This window comes from Lysinibacter sp. HNR (assembly GCF_029760935.1).
Classification (GTDB): Bacteria; Actinomycetota; Actinomycetes; order Actinomycetales; family Microbacteriaceae; genus HNR.
Genome location: NZ_CP121684.1, coordinates 2,317,428 through 2,334,840, shown reverse-complemented (window position 1 = coordinate 2,334,840; position 17,413 = coordinate 2,317,428). Strand labels below are relative to the sequence as shown.

At 58.9% G+C, this 17,413-nt stretch carries 17 protein-coding genes; 9 read left to right on the top strand and 8 right to left on the bottom strand.

Going from position 1 to position 17,413, the window contains the following annotated elements; all coding sequences use genetic code 11:
* Nucleotides 1-24 precede the first annotated feature (24 nt).
* Genes FrondiHNR_RS10690 through FrondiHNR_RS10665 form a run of 6 tightly spaced genes read left to right on the top strand, consistent with a single transcriptional unit; the run spans nt 25 to nt 5,720 of the window.
* On the top strand, nt 25-1,614 hold the full coding sequence (locus FrondiHNR_RS10690; protein WP_279352752.1) for an ABC transporter substrate-binding protein: 1,590 nt from the start codon (nt 25-27) through the stop codon (nt 1,612-1,614).
* Complete coding sequence (locus tag FrondiHNR_RS10685; RefSeq protein WP_279352751.1) at nt 1,611-2,579, top strand: ABC transporter permease; 969 nt, start codon at nt 1,611-1,613, stop codon at nt 2,577-2,579. The genes FrondiHNR_RS10690 and FrondiHNR_RS10685 overlap by 4 nt, the downstream gene beginning before the upstream one ends.
* Nucleotides 2,576-3,484 carry an ABC transporter permease gene (locus tag FrondiHNR_RS10680; protein ID WP_279352750.1) on the top strand — a complete coding sequence of 303 codons (909 nt, stop codon included), beginning with the start codon at nt 2,576-2,578 and terminating at the stop codon, nt 3,482-3,484. Before FrondiHNR_RS10685 ends, FrondiHNR_RS10680 begins: the two co-directional genes overlap by 4 nt.
* Complete coding sequence (locus FrondiHNR_RS10675; RefSeq protein WP_279352749.1) at nt 3,481-4,362, top strand: ABC transporter ATP-binding protein; 882 nt, start codon at nt 3,481-3,483, stop codon at nt 4,360-4,362. Before FrondiHNR_RS10680 ends, FrondiHNR_RS10675 begins: the two co-directional genes overlap by 4 nt.
* A complete protein-coding gene (locus tag FrondiHNR_RS10670) occupies nt 4,355-5,149 on the top strand; it encodes an ATP-binding cassette domain-containing protein (RefSeq protein WP_279352748.1) in 795 nt (264 codons plus the stop codon). Before FrondiHNR_RS10675 ends, FrondiHNR_RS10670 begins: the two co-directional genes overlap by 8 nt.
* A gap of 46 nt (nt 5,150-5,195) precedes the next feature.
* On the top strand, nt 5,196-5,720 hold the full coding sequence (locus tag FrondiHNR_RS10665) for a hypothetical protein (RefSeq protein ID WP_279352747.1): 525 nt from the start codon (nt 5,196-5,198) through the stop codon (nt 5,718-5,720).
* A gap of 59 nt (nt 5,721-5,779) precedes the next feature.
* Here the strand turns inward: FrondiHNR_RS10665 and FrondiHNR_RS10660 are convergent, their stop codons facing one another.
* Nucleotides 5,780-7,171, bottom strand: a complete 1,392-nt coding sequence (locus FrondiHNR_RS10660) for an amidase (RefSeq protein ID WP_279352746.1) — start codon at nt 7,169-7,171, stop codon at nt 5,780-5,782.
* Between the two features lie 68 nt (nt 7,172-7,239).
* Between FrondiHNR_RS10660 and FrondiHNR_RS10655 the strand changes: the two genes are divergently transcribed.
* The gene (locus FrondiHNR_RS10655) at nt 7,240-7,977 is read left to right on the top strand and encodes a tyrosine-protein phosphatase (RefSeq protein WP_279352745.1); all 738 of its coding nucleotides are present in this window, start codon (nt 7,240-7,242) and stop codon (nt 7,975-7,977) included.
* Between the two features lie 18 nt (nt 7,978-7,995).
* Here the strand turns inward: FrondiHNR_RS10655 and FrondiHNR_RS10650 are convergent, their stop codons facing one another.
* Nucleotides 7,996-8,913: an alpha/beta hydrolase gene (locus FrondiHNR_RS10650; protein WP_279352744.1), complete on the bottom strand. Its 918-nt coding sequence runs from the start codon at nt 8,911-8,913 to the stop codon at nt 7,996-7,998.
* Nucleotides 8,914-9,029: 116 nt separating this feature from the next.
* Here FrondiHNR_RS10650 and FrondiHNR_RS10645 point away from each other — a divergent pair, with 116 nt between their 5' ends.
* Nucleotides 9,030-10,967 carry a hypothetical protein gene (locus FrondiHNR_RS10645; RefSeq protein ID WP_279352743.1) on the top strand — a complete coding sequence of 646 codons (1,938 nt, stop codon included), beginning with the start codon at nt 9,030-9,032 and terminating at the stop codon, nt 10,965-10,967.
* Nucleotides 10,968-11,165: 198 nt separating this feature from the next.
* Entirely contained in the window at nt 11,166-11,588 is a 423-nt protein-coding gene (locus tag FrondiHNR_RS10640; protein ID WP_279352742.1) for an SIP domain-containing protein, read from the top strand.
* Between the two features lie 374 nt (nt 11,589-11,962).
* Here FrondiHNR_RS10640 and FrondiHNR_RS10635 read toward each other — a convergent pair whose 3' ends face one another.
* From FrondiHNR_RS10635 to FrondiHNR_RS10610, 6 genes are all read right to left on the bottom strand, one after another.
* Entirely contained in the window at nt 11,963-12,934 is a 972-nt protein-coding gene (locus tag FrondiHNR_RS10635) for an ABC transporter substrate-binding protein (protein WP_279352741.1), read from the bottom strand.
* A 73-nt stretch (nt 12,935-13,007) separates the two neighbouring features.
* Nucleotides 13,008-14,006: an ABC transporter permease gene (locus FrondiHNR_RS10630; protein ID WP_279352740.1), complete on the bottom strand. Its 999-nt coding sequence runs from the start codon at nt 14,004-14,006 to the stop codon at nt 13,008-13,010.
* The gene (locus FrondiHNR_RS10625) at nt 14,003-15,559 is read right to left on the bottom strand and encodes a sugar ABC transporter ATP-binding protein (protein ID WP_279352739.1); all 1,557 of its coding nucleotides are present in this window, start codon (nt 15,557-15,559) and stop codon (nt 14,003-14,005) included. The genes FrondiHNR_RS10630 and FrondiHNR_RS10625 overlap by 4 nt, the downstream gene beginning before the upstream one ends.
* Nucleotides 15,556-15,795 (bottom strand): hypothetical protein, encoded by a 240-nt coding sequence (locus tag FrondiHNR_RS10620; RefSeq protein ID WP_279352738.1) that lies wholly within the window; start codon nt 15,793-15,795, stop codon nt 15,556-15,558. Before FrondiHNR_RS10620 ends, FrondiHNR_RS10625 begins: the two co-directional genes overlap by 4 nt.
* Before the next feature lie 315 nt (nt 15,796-16,110).
* Nucleotides 16,111-16,470 carry a Fe-S oxidoreductase gene (locus FrondiHNR_RS10615; protein WP_279352737.1) on the bottom strand — a complete coding sequence of 120 codons (360 nt, stop codon included), beginning with the start codon at nt 16,468-16,470 and terminating at the stop codon, nt 16,111-16,113.
* Nucleotides 16,471-16,551: 81 nt separating this feature from the next.
* On the bottom strand, nt 16,552-17,382 hold the full coding sequence (locus FrondiHNR_RS10610) for an arginase family protein (protein WP_279352736.1): 831 nt from the start codon (nt 17,380-17,382) through the stop codon (nt 16,552-16,554).
* Between the last annotated feature and the right edge of the window lie 31 nt (nt 17,383-17,413).

Below are 17,413 nucleotides of genomic sequence, written 5' to 3'. Positions count from 1 at the left end.
GCGCCCTTTTACGAAAGCACACGAATGTCTCAGGCACCGACTCCAGCAGAACCAACAGGCCCGGGAAATCTCACATTTGAGAAGAAATCACGCAAAAAGAGGGGACCCCTCTACGCTGTCATTGCGATTGTTGCCGTGTTAGCCGTTGTGGGCGGAGCACTCCTGTGGAACCAGCTCTCCTCCGAACAGGCGGCTCCGCCCTCGGATACTGTCGACGTGGACGGTACGCTCCGTGTTGGCTTAGTCTTAGGTCCCACCAACCTCGACATCCAAAAAACATCGGGTGCTGCGCTGGACCAGGCCCTTATTGGCAACGTCTATCAGGGGCTGATCGCCCTCACCCCGGAGTCCGAGATTGTTCCCGCGCTCGCCAGCAAGTATTCGGTGTCGGATGATGGGCTTACCTACACCTTTGAAGTGCGCGACGATGTTGTCTTTCACAGCGGGGCTCACATGACAATCGACGATGTCGTCGGGTCTCTCACCACAACGCGTGACGATGTCTCCTTCAAGGGTAGTGCTGCGCTTGCGGGAGTGACTGCGATCACCGCGAGTGATGATAACACGGTGGTGCTCACCCTGGATGAGTCCAACTCCATGCTCCTGTGGTCGCTTACCGGTCGTGCCGGTCTCATTTATGAACAGGCTGCAACCATTAATTACAGGGACTCTACCAACGGGACGGGACCCTTCACTCTGGGTACTTGGAGGCAGGGAGACTCCCTCTCCCTCACCCGTTTTGATGACTATTACGGTAAAAGCGCGGGGGTGAAGACGGTTGATTTTCTCTACATAACCGACCCCAACGCGGCGATCAATGCTGCCCTGAGCGGCGATATTGATGTACAGACCGCCGTTCCGGGAACGCTCAAGGGCCGGTATGAAAACGGTCCGGAGTTCACGCTTCACACGGGTGATAGTTCCGATGTGTTTACCCTCGCGTACAACAACGCCAAGGCTCCCTTTACCGATGAGCGCGTGCGTACCGCCATCAGCCAGGCGATTGATCAGGAAGCAATTATTGAGGCGCTTGACGGCACCGGCAGGGCCCTGGGCGGGCCGATACCCCCGACGGATCCCGGGTATCGTGACCTCACAAAGATCAACGCCTACGATCCCGAAAACGCCAGAAAACTTCTTCAAGAGACGGGGCAACAAAACATCACATTGACGCTTACGCTCTCAAACACCTACGAGTTGACGGTTCCCAACCTGCTGGTCTCACAGCTGGCAGATGTGGGAATCACACTCCAACTCCGACAGGTTGAGTTTGCAACGTGGCTGCAGGATGTATACACCAACCACGATTTTGACCTGAGCTACGTGAACCACGTTGAAGAGCGTGACCTTGTCAATTACACCAATCCTGACTACTACTTTGGATACAGCAACCCCGAGGTCACCAGTCTGTACAATCAGGCGCTCCGGGCAACAGACGAACGTCAGGTTGATGATCTCCTGGCGAGTGCCGCACAGATTGTGGCCGAGGACGCCCCGGCTAAGTGGGTCTATAACCTCACCCCGATCACGGCGGTTAACGAGCGGGTAAAGAACTTTCCCGTGCAGGGCACCAACGCACGCTTGAACGTTGCCGGCGTTACAGTAATGAAGTGACCCGATTTATAATTGTTCGGTTCCTCAATCTGCTTGGGGGGCTGTTTGTAGCCAGCGTGGTCATTTTTGTTGCCCTGCGAGTCTTGCCGGGTGATGTTGCGCAGACGATAGCGGGAACTGAGGCGACCCCCGAACGGGTGGAGGCCATCCGTGAATCTTTGGGGTTGAGTCAGCCGCTTTGGACCCAATACGGTGAGTGGGTCTGGGGACTCCTGCGTCTCGACCTGGGCAATTCCGTGGTCACAAACACCCCTGTTGCCGAGGAACTCCTACAAAGACTTCAGGTGACGGGGCCGCTTGCCTTACTCGCGCTCTTTATCGGGGGAGTGATCGCCTTTCCGCTGGGTATTCTTGCGGCGGTGTGGCACCGACGTTTTGTAGGCCGTGCGATCACGGTTCTATCAATTACCGCCGCCGCGGTGCCCGTGGTGTGGGCGGGCCTCATGCTGATCGCGATTTTTTCGGGGGGCCTGGGGTTGTTTCCCGCACAGGGGTTCCCGTTGCGAGGGTGGGCAGAGCCGGGCACCGCGCTGCGTTCTCTGATTCTTCCAGCCCTCACGATCGGTCTGATTGAGGGGGCGGTGCTGCTGCGTTTTGTGCGCAGCGCAACGCTCTCGGCGCTCGGCGCCGACCACGTGCGCACGGCCGCTGCCCGGGGTCTCACCCACACGCGCGCACTTATTACCCGGGGACTTCCCGTTGTGGGCCTCTCCCTCGTGTCGGTTCTGGGGCTTCAGATTGCCGCCCTCGTGGTGGGTGCGGTGGTTGTTGAGCAGCTCTACAACCTGCCGGGTGTGGGGCGAATGCTGGTTGTTGACGTGGGTAATCGAGATCTGTCAAAGGTGCAGAGTGAGGTGTTGGTGATCACCGCGATGATCCTCATCATTGGAACTCTGGTCGATATTTTGCACCGTATAATTGATCCCCGGCAGCTTGACAATAGCTGGGAGGGGAGGGGGCGATGAACGTGCACACCGCAAAGCCCCGAAAATCCTGGTTCGCTCGGTTGATTCGGCACCGTACGGGGGTCGCCGCCCTGGTAGTGATCGCCCTTATCGTGGTCACCGCGATTGTGTCGCTGTTTTGGACCCCCTACAACCCCAATAGCGCAGACGCCTTTGCCCGCTGGCAACCCCCATCGTTTGAGCATCTTTTGGGTACCGACAACGTGGGTCGGGATATTTTCTCGCGCCTCATGGTCGGTGCTCAAGTTGCCGTGCTGGTGGTGGCCGGTTCTACTCTTCTCGCGGCGGTTGTGGGAAGCATTTTTGGTGTTCTTGGCGCTTTTTCCTCGCGGTGGGTGCGTGAGCCCATCGCCGTTCTTATTGATGTTCTCATCGCGTTTCCCACGCTGCTCCTCGCCATGATGATGGTGGCAAGCCTGGGGGGATCGATCGGCGTGGTCATCGTGGCCGTGGGAATCAGCAACGGTGTAAACATCGCCCGGGTTTTGCGACCGGAGCTGCGGCAGGTTGCGGGTGCCGACTTTATTCTGGCGGCGAGGGCAGCGGGGGTGACCCGAGGCGGGATTCTGCGGAGGCACGTTCTCCCGGGGGTTACCCCGGTTTTGATCGTGCAGCTCTCGCTCACGGCGGCCGTGTCCCTGCTGGCCGAGGCGGGGCTCAGCTACCTGGGTTTTGGGGCGCCAGCCGCGACCCCCTCGTGGGGTCGGATGCTTCAGGAAACCCAGTCCTTTGTGATAGAGCATCCCTTCGCGGTGGTCTGGCCGGGCCTAGCTATCACCGTGACGGTTTTGGCTTTTCACCTGATTGGTGATGCCCTGCGCGAAGTTACCGATCCCAAGCTCACCCGCTACGCCGGGACGAATCGAACCCTGCGTCAGCTTCGAACCCTGGGCGGACCGCGATGAACCTCGAGGTTACCGATCTCACCATCGAGCTGCGCGGCAGGCGGGTGGTCGACTCCGTGAGTTTTAGCATTCCCGCTGGGCAATCATTTGGCATTATCGGTGAGTCCGGGTCTGGCAAGTCGCTCACGGTTCTGGCGATTCTGGGTCTACTGCCCGAGGGGGCGTCCGTGACCGGAAGTATCCGCTACGGCGATCGTGAGCTTGTTGGTCTTGCTGACCGCGAGCTTGCCCAGATCCGCGGTGACCAGATCGGTATCGTTTTCCAGGAACCACAAACCGCGCTGAGCCCGCTTCGTCGCCTGGGTAAACAGATGACGGAGGCCCTGCGTATCCACTATTCTCTAACCCGGGCTGAGGAGAGGGCCACCGCTATCGAACTGGCCACCCGCGTTGGCTTGCCAAACCCGGATTCGATTGTTCGCGCCTATCCGCACCAGGTGTCGGGAGGGCAGCGACAGCGCGCGGCCATCGCGGCGGCGATCGCAACAAACCCGAGAATACTCATCGCGGACGAACCCACAACCGCCCTCGACGTTACCGTGCAAAAAGAGATACTGGCCCTGTTTCGCAGGCTCACAGACAGCACAGAAATGAGCCTGGTCTTTATCACCCATGATCTGGCCGTTCTCTCGCAGGTTGCAGACCAGATGATCGTGCTCCACGAGGGGCGGGTTATTGAAAGGGGTACCGCTTCCACGGTGTTACGTTCTCCTCGTCACTCGGTGACTCAGGCTCTGGTGTCTGCGGCCAGGGAACTGTCGTGGAAGAAACCGTCGAATAGAGCCGCGGCAACCCTGCCGGGCGGGGTGGTAGGCGAAGCATCGGAAAAACAGCTGGGCGAAGCGGTGGACAAATCACGGGGAGGCATGGATGGCTGAAAAAACTCCGCTCATCGTGGCAAAAAACATCGTGCGCGACTACCGGCTTCCGCGCTCAAAACTTCTTGGTCCCACCCCGATCAGGCACGCCCTCTGCGACGTTTCGCTCACCGTGCACGAGGGGGAGTCGGTGGCCGTAATAGGTGAGTCGGGTTCGGGTAAGAGTACCCTCGTTCGAATCCTTCTGGGGCTGGGTACACCGACGTCAGGAACCGTGACGTTTGATGGACGCGCGGTTGTGAACAACAGAAAAGACCGGATGCTGTGGCTTCGCAGGCAGAGCGGAATTGTGTTTCAGGACCCATACGCCTCGCTTGATCCCCGGATGACGGCCTTCGATATCATTGCCGAGCCGCTTCGCGCCCTGGACATTCCCGGCAGCCACAGCGCACGCGTTGCAGAGGTGCTCGACCAGGTGGGACTTTCCGGGAGCAGCGCGGAGCGGTACCCAAACGAGTTCTCGGGGGGACAGCGGCAGCGTATCGCCCTGGCTCGAGCCATTGCACACAAGCCGCGCCTCCTCGTGGGAGACGAGCCTGTGAGCGCTCTTGACGTGACGGTGAGAACCCAGGTTCTCGACCTATTCCGGGAGCTCCGCACAGAGCTCAGCCTTACCCTGGTGATCGTGTCACACGACATCGGGATGGTGCAGGGCATGAGCGACACCGTTCACGTGATGACGGAGGGGCGTATCGTGGAGCACGGACCCGTCGCGCGCGTCCTGAGTAACCCGGATCATCCCTACACGATCAGACTGCTCGAATCTGTACCCGCGCTCGATCAGTAGCGCATCGTCACCTTCTGTGACACATTTACCGCTAGTATCAGAGACTATGCAGATCGAACTCTCTCCCCCGGAGGTTGTGGCGCTGGCCTCGCAGTGGGCGCCCGATTTTATCGATAATATACGCGAGGCCGAGGGAGAATACCTCCTAGACCTCGTCTTAGCCAGGGTTCCCGCAGAAGGGCCCGCCCTTAAGCTTGCGGCGGCGCTGTTTAAGACGGTGACCCTTGCTGTGAGGCTCACAACTGACCCGGAGGCTGATCGGCGTGATGGTGTTGCCCCACGTCTAGCGGCGACGGTTACGGTGAAGACCGTTCATATTCCGGCGGATGAGGTCCTCAAACAGGTGCGGGTTGTGCTTGTGAACGCCCTGCGGGAAAACGGGTTAGAGACCGCCGCGGAACTGGTGATCCTCCCGTCCGACGCTGCGCAAAAGAGGGGAGTTTCGCTGAGAGTTTTGGTGGATATGCAGGTCGTTATGCGCACACTATTTCCCGGATTCTCCGCGATTCGGGTAGCGTATGGAACCGCGGGATTTACGATTGTGACCGAGCTGCGCGCGGTGGGTGCCTGACGCGTACCGTCCGGCTGGGGTAATCAAACGTGACAATACACCCTGGCTCGTGGGACAGGCTACTCTCCCAGTGCGGATTCTAGCTGGGACGCCAGACGAAGCAGGAGGGCTTCGTCGCCAAAGCGTCCGATAAGCTGAACCCCCACGGGGAGGGGGAGCTCGGAGTGGGGAACCGAGAACCGTCCCACGGGAACAACCACGGCGGGCAGCCCGGCCACGTTAATAGCCGAGGTGTGTGGGGAATAACACACCTGCTGGGAAAAGTTTGTGTCTGTGTCCCTTGAGTATGACCCCACGGGGCGCGGTCCCTGTGCGAGCGCCGGTGTGATCACAACGTCAAACTCCGCAAATAACCTTCGAAGTTCCGCCCCGTAGTAGCCCAGGTTGTGGTCGTTGAGCTGGCTTTGCTCATCGCTGAGCGCCCGCCCGCGGTGTATGAGCTCGCGGGTGACAGGCCCCAGGAGATCCTCCTGCGTATCACTCACCGGGATGGAGGCGGCGGCTCGCTGCCACGCAATTGTAAACATGGACGAGTAGTCGAAGTCGGGGTAGCGCGCGCTATCGGGCAACACACGGTGACCCAGGCCGGCAAGCACCGTGAGTGCCCGGTGAAAGGCTGCCTGGGCGCCTGGTTCGACCTGAACGGGGAAGTGGTTGTCCCACGGAGACGCGAGGGTGGTGCCGATTGTGAGGGTGTGCGGGGCGCGGGGGAGAAGCGGAAGAAAACGGGCTCTGGTGGGGTGCAACATCCCGTCGAGTAGGAGTGTGGCGTCTGCCACGGTATGAGCTATGGGGCCTGAGACAACGCCCGTGAGGGTGTGTGGGGAGGCCGCGTCGGCGGGGACGAGCCCGCGACTGGGCTTGATTCCCACCAGACCCGTTGTTGCCGCGGGGATACGGATGGAGCCTCCGCCATCGCTTCCGGGGGCAAAGGGAAGAAGCCCGGCCGCAACGGCTGCCGCTGCGCCGCCGCTTGACCCTCCCGCCCCCAGCTCCGGTGCCTGAGGGTGCCGTGCGGCAGCCCCGTCTTCGGTTTCGGTGTAGCCGTAGAGCCCAAACTCGGGGGTAGCGGTTTTCCCTAGGCTGACGGCTCCCGCCGTGTCGATGGAGCGGGTGAGATAGTCGGAGGATGCGGGAATGGAGCCGCCAATGCGCGACCCGAGTCCAGTGGGAACGCCCTCGCGGTCAGAGAGGTCTTTGTCGGCAAGCGGCATTCCCCAGAGTAGGGGGAGCCGCGCGGAGCGAGACTCCGAGGTGTGCGATCTGGCGCTCTCTAGCTGAGCAGCACGGGCGAGGGCACGGTCCGCCGTGACCGTTACAAACGCCTCGATTGTGCGATTGTGCTGTGCGATTCTGTCCAGAAAATGCTCGGTCACGGTTACGGGGGAAAGCTCTCCTCGTGCAAGCCTGTCTCGTAGCTCGACGGCACCTAACTCATGGATTTTGGTCATGTATCGATGCTACGCGGTTGCCGCCTAACAATGTCTCTCTCCGCATGAAAACCTGGCATCATTGAGTCATGACCCAGGATCTTGATCGTGCAATTGATGTTGATGGCCTCTACAACATGAGGGACTCGGGAGGGTTGCGGGCGGGCGATGCGCGCATCAGGTCACGCAAGCTTCTGCGTTCTGACGGTCTGCACCACCTCACCGACACCGGTTTAAAAACCCTTTCTCAGCTGGGCATAAAAACGATTTTTGACCTGCGCGATAATAAGGAACGCGCGGCCGCACCTAATAAAATCCAGGGTCTTTCCGTGGCGACCGTTCCCTCTCCGATTTTCCAGGGTTCGGAGGAGGTGCTTACGGGTCCAAACATGCGTATCGAGGATTTTTATCGCGACATGGTTGATAACTACGCGGTAAGTTACGCCTCCACCCTCACCGCGATCGCGGATACGGGAGACGATACCGTTCTGGTGCACTGTACCGCCGGTAAGGATCGAACGGGAACCCTGATTGCGTTTGCCCTGACCGTGGCGGGCGTGGATCGTGACGATATAGTCCACGACTACTCCCTCACGGAGAAAAACCTGGAGGGCGAGTGGTTGGATCGACACGTGCGATTGGTGGAGTCCTTTGGGATTCCGGTGACCCCCAACCTGCTTAAGATTCTTGGCGGTAGCCCGCCGGAGGCGATGGAGAGTACTCTGCTGCACGTTGAAAAGCGTTTTGGTTCCGTTGAAAGTTATCTACGTTCCGCAGGAATGTCGGATGCTGATCTGGAACGCCTGGTGTCCGTTCTCGTGGGGTAGCGGGCGTGCGGGGCACCTTTACTCCGTGAGTGTTGTGCGGATCGCCGCAGCAAGCTCTGCGGGGGCGTGTTCCTGGATGTTGTGTCCTGCCGTGAGCGTGATGATGCGGGATTCGGGAAGGCGCGTGCGCCACTCCTTCGCGGCCTCCTCGCTAATAAACCCGTTTGATGCTCTAATCAGCGTGAGGGGAATCCGAATCGAGGAGAGCGTTTCCCAGAGAGCGCTGTACTTCTGAGAAAATGCGCTACTTGACTCCGAAGGCTCTACCTCCGTGAGTGCGGCGAGCCTGGCGAGGTGATGCTTGAATTCGAATCTCCCGTCCGTGCGCCGACGGGTATTAAGAAAAACACCGCGGGCGAGAACTTCCCGGTTGTGTCCGATCCCAAAAGCTATGGCACGGTCGACAATCTCGTCGCGCGAGGCAAAACTTTCTTTACCCGCGATGAACTCGCGAACCGCTTCCGAGCCGCTCTCGGGGGTGAGCCCGGGAGTAATATCAACCAGGACGAGGGCGGTAATCAGCTCTGGTCGGTTGGCGGCTATAACGGTGGCCACCAATCCACCGAGGGAGTGTCCCACCAGCACCTGGGGGGTGTGGGGATCGGTGCGTTCTGCGATCATCAATGCCACATCGTCGGCTATCGTTTGTGGACGGTAGTCGGCGTCGGCCCGCCACTCGGAATCGCCGTGACCGGGGAGGTCTATGCTGAGCGCGGGCTCCTCCAGAATAAGAATAGTCGGGTCAAAGGTGTGGGCGTTGAGTCCCGCACCGTGCAGAAACGTCACGCGTGGTTTTACGCGCCCGTAGAGGAGAGCGCTGACGCGCCCCTCCGCACCCGTCACCCGGGTTACCGCTGGCAGGTGGGTAACACCGTACCGCTCGGCGTCTTCGGCGAGAAAAGAGAATTCCGTGGGTTCCTGCGGTGATTGTGCCATACCCTCCAGCCTAGGTGTGGTTTGCGCCCGGGCCGAAAGCTTTGGCGGTTTTAAGTAATATTTCGAGTTCTACTCGGTCTTTGAAAAAGCATGACACTGTTAGGGGAGAATGACGCGTGAATTTTATAAGTAATAGGTTGGGAAAAATTTCGAGAGTGCTGGGGGGAACACTTGCCTTTGTCCTCGTGGGGAGCGCCATGACATTTGCGGCCCCCGCGGCGGCACAGGCGGACGACTCGTCGCCCGCAACGCTCCGGTGGGAAAACTGGGGGCACGATCGATCGGTGGGACTGGACACGGGAGGACTGTCCGCCAGCATCCGTAATACGAGTTCCGAGACCATCACCGACGCATATATCCGCTACGACATCAGCAACAACGGGTCGAATTTTCTTCTCCAGACGGTTCTGGGCGGAAACTGTACACAACCCGATGGAAGGGGTGGGCATGTTATTTGTGGTCCGCTGACGGTTAATCCCGGTAGTGTTGTGCGCAGCCCGCAATTTGTGATGGGCATTCCCGCGGATTACTACAGGCTTTTTGACACGAACACGGTTACTCTCACCGCGAGCCTGGTGGGCGGAAACATTGATCTGAGTGGGGTTGCGGCCCCCAGCGTCGACATGTTTATGTACACCTACGGGTCTATGCAGACCACCATTCGATACGCTTCCCAGCAGGTAACTTCTCTGGGCTCAACCATACTCACCTATCGGGTTTCACAGGCAGGACCCGCGGACTTCCCCGGGACGGTCGCCGATATTCTGATTCCACCGGAGCTTATCGTGAGGGGAATGCCGTCCTCCTGCCGCCTGGACGGGCCTGCCGATGCTTCAGGTCAGAAAGTGCAGTGCACGTATGATTCACGGCGCCAAACAATCAGCAACATCGGAATTCACGTTGGGGTAGTTGGCGGACTTGAAACCGGATACCGGATCGATCTCCCGGAACCGGTTGTGACCTACACCAACCCGATAGAACCAGCTGACGCTCAGAAGAACGTGTGGGAGGCCGAGGTGGTTTTTGCCCCGTTCTGGCTTGATGTGGTGGGATCTGACACCGGTCCGCTGGTGGATCTTGCAATCGAGATTAACGATCCCGACCCGGCTGCTGCGGACCCCTCAGGAGTATTTAACCGTGACGAGACGGTAACGTTTCCCACAGAGGTGTCACTGCTTTCCGCCACCGATTTTGCGAGTAATGTTCGTACGAGCTACACGGTAAACGGTCCGGTCCAATCGCTGACAACGGATATTCCCGGTTGTGTAGTCGAGGGTCTCACCGTGAACTGCTATGCCAATAATCTCTTTACTGATGAGACGCTGAGCGGCTCAATTACAGCGACTCTCGATGATAGGGATGAACGTTCCCTGGTCACGATTGAGGGAATTGTTGGATCAACCGAAACGGACACCGATCTGAGTAACAATCAGGCATCGAACTCCGCGCGGGTTGCCCAGTTGCAGATGACGGATCTGTACACCTCGATCACGGGTCCCACCGAGGCGGTGGAGCCCGGAACACCTGTTGATCTTGAGCTGGGCGTACGGAACGAGGGAGACGACGCCGAGGGTGTTGTCGCGACGTTTAACCTGGATGCGGGTGCGGTTGAGATGGTACTGGATCATCCGCTCTGCACGGTGAATGATCTGGAGCTTGCCTGTGTGATTGGGGAGCTGAGCGCGGGTGAGACCTGGGCAACCGATATTATGGTCAGCACTAAAACGCTTCCCGAGGACGACGAGTTGCTGGAGGCGCGAGCAACGGTTGACTCCATCACCCCCGATAGACTGCCCGATCTGCGTGGAAGCAACTACTCCTTGGGGTTTGTCGTCGCTTTACCGCCCATAGCAGACCCGGGTCCCTCAATTGATCCTGATAACTCGGGAGTGCCGCTCTCACGACCGCAGTCGGAGCTTTCGCGAACAGGATCTCAGACGCTTCCGTTTGTCCTCTTAACCCTTGCGTTGCTTGCAGCGGGTACCCTGCTTCTTGCTCGCCGTAGGGTTACCTCCGGCGCGAGACAAGAGCTCGAAAGCGGAGAGGCACTCTAGCGAGACCGAAGGGGTGGGCGGGTTATACCGCCCACCCCTTCGGTGTGCGCCGAAACGCTTCGGCCTCCTCACAAGATTGACTGTTTTGTCTGCGCTCTGCATCTCATTGAAAGATACGTCACCACGATGCGGGCCTCATAAAAAATTACCTAATCGGGGCTAGCCAACTAAGGTGAGGCTGGCCTATACTTGGAAACTATGTCGTCACCTCTTCGTCGTTCACACCGTAAGAGAGTACTGGATCTTCCCCAGTACCTCATCGTTGGTGACGAAAATTCTCTGACTCAGGTCGAGTGGGGAATCGCAACCCTTCCTCTGTGCGCCAGCGGCAGAATCTTTATTGAGGTTGAACGATCAGAACAGATTGTCCATCTGGATGTTCCCGCACGTATGGTGGTCACCTGGCTTGTCCGCCAGCATCCGCATATCACGAGCGCGGCGGGAGATAAAACTGCTCGTGCGGTCTCCGCCTGGGCTAGCGAGATGATCTGCGATGATGCGCCCCGCGTGCAGGCATGGCTGATGGGTGATGACAATCTGGTGTCAAGACTCCGCGATACTCTGTCTCGTAACTGTACCTCCGAGATAGCGATCATGTCCGGTAGCGTTTTTAGCCTCTAGGGCGCGTCTCCTCATAACCCCCGCTCAACCCATTCCAATCCCTGTATTGCTCAGAATAGGGATTCGTGACAGCCTCCCGCCACGGTTGCCTTTTCGTTTGTGCGTCTTCTCTGGGACGATCGCGCCGACACGTCGTCACGATTCACACCAGCGGCATAGGCTTTGTCGGCAAGCAGCATACCAGTCTGGTGCGCGCCACCTCACCAGCTAATCGGGAACCCGAATTTTTCACGTACAATCGGGAATGGCACCGGTTTATCCGACCGCGCCTCGTGACCGGCAAAGCGCAGTGGCTCCCTTCTCCCGCCCCCTGAGGCTAAAGCGGAAAGTAACCGTGGGGCCCTTACCACACGCACTATGTTATTCGTCAAGAACTATTCGTAAAGAACCGCGGCGATCTTTGGGTCGCTCAGATTGGTTTTGTCATACCAATAGAACCCGGTGTCGATGTTTTTGGGTAGGGTCTTGCCATTCATTGCCTCAACCGCGGCCTTCACCGTTTCGTAGCCGATACCGACCGGGTTCTGCGTGACCGCTCCCGCCATGATGCCGCTCTTGATGGTGTTCACCTGAGCGTGCCCGGAGTCAAAGCCGATGATGGAAACCTCGCCCTCCCGGCCCAGCTCGCTTACCGCCTGAACCACGCCGACGGCGGAACCCTCGTTGCCCGCGTAGATCCCCGTGAGGTCAGGGTTTGCGGAGAGAATCGCTTTGGCTAGATCGGCAGACTTGGCCTGATCGCCACCGCCGTATTGGATATCGACAATCTCAATATTGGGATGATTCTTCTTGATGTACTCGACAAAACCCTCGCGCCTATCAACTCCGGTGAGTGAGGTTTGGTCATGAATCACAAGAGCCACCTTGCCCTCGTTGCCGATGAGATCGGCCATATGCTTCGCAGCCTCCGCCGCGGCCACCCTGTTATCGGTCGATGCGGTGGTGAGGGGGATATTGCTGTCTACCCCAGAATCAAAGGCGATCACCGGAATGCCGGCGTCTTTTGCCTGTTGCAAAAACGGTTCGGCGGCCCTGCTGTCGAGCGCCGCAAAGCCGATGGCGGCAGGTCTGCGATCGAGCGCGGTCTGGAGCATCTGAATCTGTTGGTCAATATCCGACTCCGTGTCCGGGCCCTCAAACGTGATGGTGACGTTAAACTCTGCCGCGGCCTGCTCCGCTCCCTGCTTCACCGCTTGCCAAAATTGATGCTGAAACCCCTTTGATACGATGGCAATGGTTGGCTTGCCGCCGCCGGCCGAACCGTCGTCGTCAGTGCATCCCACGGTTGAAACCAATAGTGCTCCCGCCAGCGCTATCGGAGTCAAAAACTTCTTTGTTATTTTCATCTGAACTCTCCTGTTGTTTTGTGATGAGACCGAAGGCTCACCCCGTCTTTGGGTATCCGCCGCGAGGAACTCGCTAGGCACCCCGCCGCCGCAAAATATCGAGGTATACCGCGAGCAAGATCACCACGCCAACCGCAACCGATTGCCATTCCTGCGGAATCGACATGATGCGCAAACCATTGGTGAGTACGGCCATGATCAGGGCACCGATCACGGTTCCCACGATTGAACCCTTTCCGCCCTGGAGCGAGGTTCCGCCGATCACGACGGCCGCGATCGCCTCCAATTCGAGCCCCATTCCCCCCGTGGGCTGTGCCGAACTCAACCGCGACGCGGAAAGCACCCCGGCGACACCCACGAACAGGCCAGAAACCGTGTAGATCAGCACCTTCCACCGAACCACGCTGACACCCGAGAGGGCTGTGGCTGCCTCGTTGCTTCCGATCGAGAAGGTGTAGCGCCCAAACACGGTATACGAGAGTAGCACCGCGGCGATCGCGATCATGCCGAGAAAGATGACCACACCGAGGGGAAGGCGCGCACCCGGAATGATCGAGAGGTTCATGATGGAGGAGAAGCCGGGCGTATCGGTGAAGTAGATCGGCTTGGTTCCGCTGATCACCAGCGAGAGACCGGCTGCCACAAGCATCATGGCGAGCGTGGCGATGAAGGGCGGAATCTTCAGGATCGACACGTTTACCCCGTTGACAAACCCGATCAGCGCGCCAAACATGACGGCCCCGAGCACCCCGGCCCACAGCGGCCACCCCCAATAGGTGAGAAAGACCCCCGTCATCACACCGCTGAGCACCATGCCCGTGCCGATGGAGAGGTCGATTCCCCCGGTGATGATCACAAACGTGGTGCCGAGCGCCAGGATTCCCGTCACGGTAGCCGCGACCAGGATGCTCACGATATTAGACGTGGTAAAAAAGTGCGGGCTCGCAATCGCAAAAAACACCACGATGGCAATCAGGCTGGCAAAGGCCAAAAGCTGCTGCAATTGTCCGCGGATTTTGTGTGCGAATCGGCCTCCGAGGGCCGACGGGGCAGGGGTTTCTACGGCTGTCATCTGCGGACTCCTTCGTCGTTTGTCGGTGAACCCGCACCCCTGTCATCGCTGACGCGCGTGGCGAGTTCCATAATGTTTTCCTGCGTTGCCTCTCGATTGTCGAGGATGCCCGTGAGTCTTCCCTCGCTCATCACCGCTATCCGGTGCGACATTCGCAGCACCTCTGGCAGCTCAGACGAGATCATGATGATCGACTTTCCTCCCGCGACCAGCTCGTTCAGTAGCGCATAGATTTCTTCTTTAGCGCCCACATCGATACCGCGCGTTGGCTCATCAAAAATGAGAATGTCGCAGTCTTTTGTCAGCCACTTGGCGATCACGACCTTCTGCTGGTTGCCCCCGGAGAGGTTCTTCACCTGCTGGGTGATCGACGGTGTTTTGATCGCGAGCGAGCCCACCAATTCCCTTGCGGCCCGGCGGATCTCCCGGGAACGCACAAGGCCCATCCGGCTGAACGAAGAGAGGGAGCTGAGCGCAATATTTTCGGAGACGTCTCGTTCCAGGAGGAGGCCGAAGGCCTTGCGATCCTCAGACAGGTAGCCGATCCCGAGAGAGGCCGCGATCGCGGGGTTTCCGATCCGAACGGGTTTTCCGTGCAGGGTGATCGTGCCCGATTTGATCGGGTCAGCCCCGACGATGGCCCGGGCCACCTCGGTGCGACCCGACCCCATAAGCCCCGCCAGGCCAAGTATTTCACCCCGGCGCAGGTCGAAGCTAACGTTTCGAAGAAGGGCCTTAGTGCTGAGCCCGCTGACGGCGAGAACGGGTTCGGGGGTTGTCGCCCCCTCCCCCGCCTGGTCTGGCCGCACCTCGCCCGTGATCTCTCGGCCCACCATGAGCGAGATCACGGTTTTCATCCCGGTTTCGGCGGTGTTGACCGTGTCAATGTAGCTGCCGTCTCGCAGAACCGTGATGCGGTCGGAAATTTCGCTCAACTCATCCATTCGGTGAGAGATGTAGATCACCCCGGTTTCGGGGCTTTTGAAACGCGCGATAAGCTCGAAAAGCGTTTTGACCTCTGCGTCGTTGAGCGCGGCGGTGGGTTCGTCCATGATGAGGATTCGAGCGTTGAACGAGAGCGCTTTGGCGATCTCGACCATCTGTTGGAGAGCAACGGTGAGTTCTCCCACGCGGTGCCGGGGGTCAAGGTCGAGGTGGAGGCGGCCGAAGAGCTGCGAGGCCTGTTCGTTCAGGCGTTTTTCCGACACGAAGAATCCGGCACCGCGCGGTTCCCTGCCGATATAAATGTTTTGTGCCACCGTGAGGTCGTTCATGAGATTGAACTCCTGGTGGATAATGCTGATGCCGAGTTCTTGGGCGTGCCTCGGGTGTGCCGGGGTGATGCGCTTTCCGTTGAGGAAGAATTCGCCGCGATCGGGGGTGTAGATTCCCGAGAGGAGCTTCATCAGGGTCGATTTTCCCGCACCGTTTTCGCCGACGAGCGCCAGCACTTCGTTGTGCCTCAGGTCGAAGTGAACGTCTTGTAGGGCCAGGACTCCGGGGAAGCTTTTGCTTGCCCCGGTGACCTCAAGAAGGGGATGCCCGGCCATCATCCCCCGACCCCTTCGTTATCGTCTGGTCGCGCGAGTCCCTTGCGCAGCAGCGCATTCGCGTGGGCTTGGGTTTCCTCCGTGCGGATCATGATGTAGGTCTCTTCCGCCAGGTCGTCGCGTTCGAAGCGGTCGACGAAGAACGTATTGTTTGCGATGACAACCGCATCGGAGTGGCTCATCTGACCTAAATGCATCAGAACTTTACTCGTTAAGGTCGGATGTATTTTAATGAGCACGTTACCTCTTCTCTGAGATTTTAGTGTTTAGCCGATATTATTAGCCAAAATTTCGATTGTCAATATCGATAGGCGCCCGGAGGGTCAATAGACATCATATGTTTATCGGGTTCCAAGGGAGGGCTGCTCCCGAAAGAGTTCGGGCAGAAACTCGCCCGATCACCCATCCAACCTGTACGCGGTAGTGGCCGTGTCGCCGAGAACCTGCTCCCGCTCTCCAACCAAAAGCCCGGCGATCAGCTCCCGAATCACACCGAGCGTGCGCTGCCGGGCGGCCCACTCCTTGCTCTCCTGCCGATCCACAAGGGATTTGGGCTAGCGGAGGTAGCCGCCTTTTTGCAGTCCGGCTTCGATCTCAAACCTATTGTGGAGGGGATTAGACCCTTCCGCCCAGTAAAGCAGAGGGAGAATGATTCCGTATCTCTGCCACTGTTGTTTGTGTACGGCCTCGTGTTCGAGTACATCGGCACTCACATTGTGAGCGGTGAGATAGCAGGCCCCCACACAGCTTCCGCCCCGTTTAAAGGTCCAGCGGGGCATTCCGCGGAACACAAAGAGTCCGTTGTGCCTTTCAACTCGGCCGGTGCTCCAGATGCTTCCCCACACAAAACCAACGAGTGTTGCGTACCAGTATCCCAGGCGGCTGAGGAGAGAGTTAAAAAGAATTGATCTCACGGATGTGATCCTTGGGGTGTGATATGAGATTGGGTGATAGCGCGGTTGTACGGGCGCGGGTGGAGCGGCACGTGTGTGCAGCTATGCGGTGAGCGCGGCAATGAGCCGCAACACTGTGGTGAGATCATCCTCCGAATTTTCGGAGCCCGCGGGGGCATACTCATAGATCCCTCCGCCGGCAAGTTCCGCCACAGACCAGATGCTTCGAACCGCCCCGCTGAGCTGAGAAACGCTGAGGCCAAACGGAACGGGAGAGTGCACGGAGACATACTCGGAAGGGTCAAGAACCGCCAGATCAATGTGAACATAAGCGTGGCTCGCACCGGTTTCCGCGACGGCTTGGGCCAGGGTTTCCGGGTCTTCAAGATCAACGGGACTGAGAATCTGGACTCCCGCGCGCGTGAGATTCGCAAGCTCGCTGTCGCTGCAGTCTCGTACCCCCGCAATGATTACGTTGCGACTCACCGCCGGGACGCGGGGGAGTAGCTGCTCTAAACCCTCCCCGAGGAGCGCACGCAGGGCCATCTCCGAGAAAGCTCCCGAGGGTGCAGTCTCCGGGGTGTCAAAATTGCCGCGCGCAGAGAACCAGATCACGGCCACGTTTTCCGCTCCGTGTTTTGAGAGGGCGTATTCTGCTCCGGCGAGGTCGGATGCGAGGTCACCCCCCACGGTGATTACTGTGCTTGTTATTTTGGAGAGGATATTTTGGGCACTGGTGCGTGCGTACTGCAGGCTCGAGACCCGTTTGACGGGGGTGCCGATGCTGTCTCCCGCTTCGGGAAGAACATCAACAAAGCGGCTTTGTAGCGGAGGCAACTCTTCGGCTATGCGGTGTGCCCCCTCGCTCAGCAGCATCGCGCGAGAGGCGCTAGACCCTTGCCACTGGGGAAACACAAGAAATTCAACGGTCATGGTGACTCGCCCTTCCAGTTTTGGCATCCTT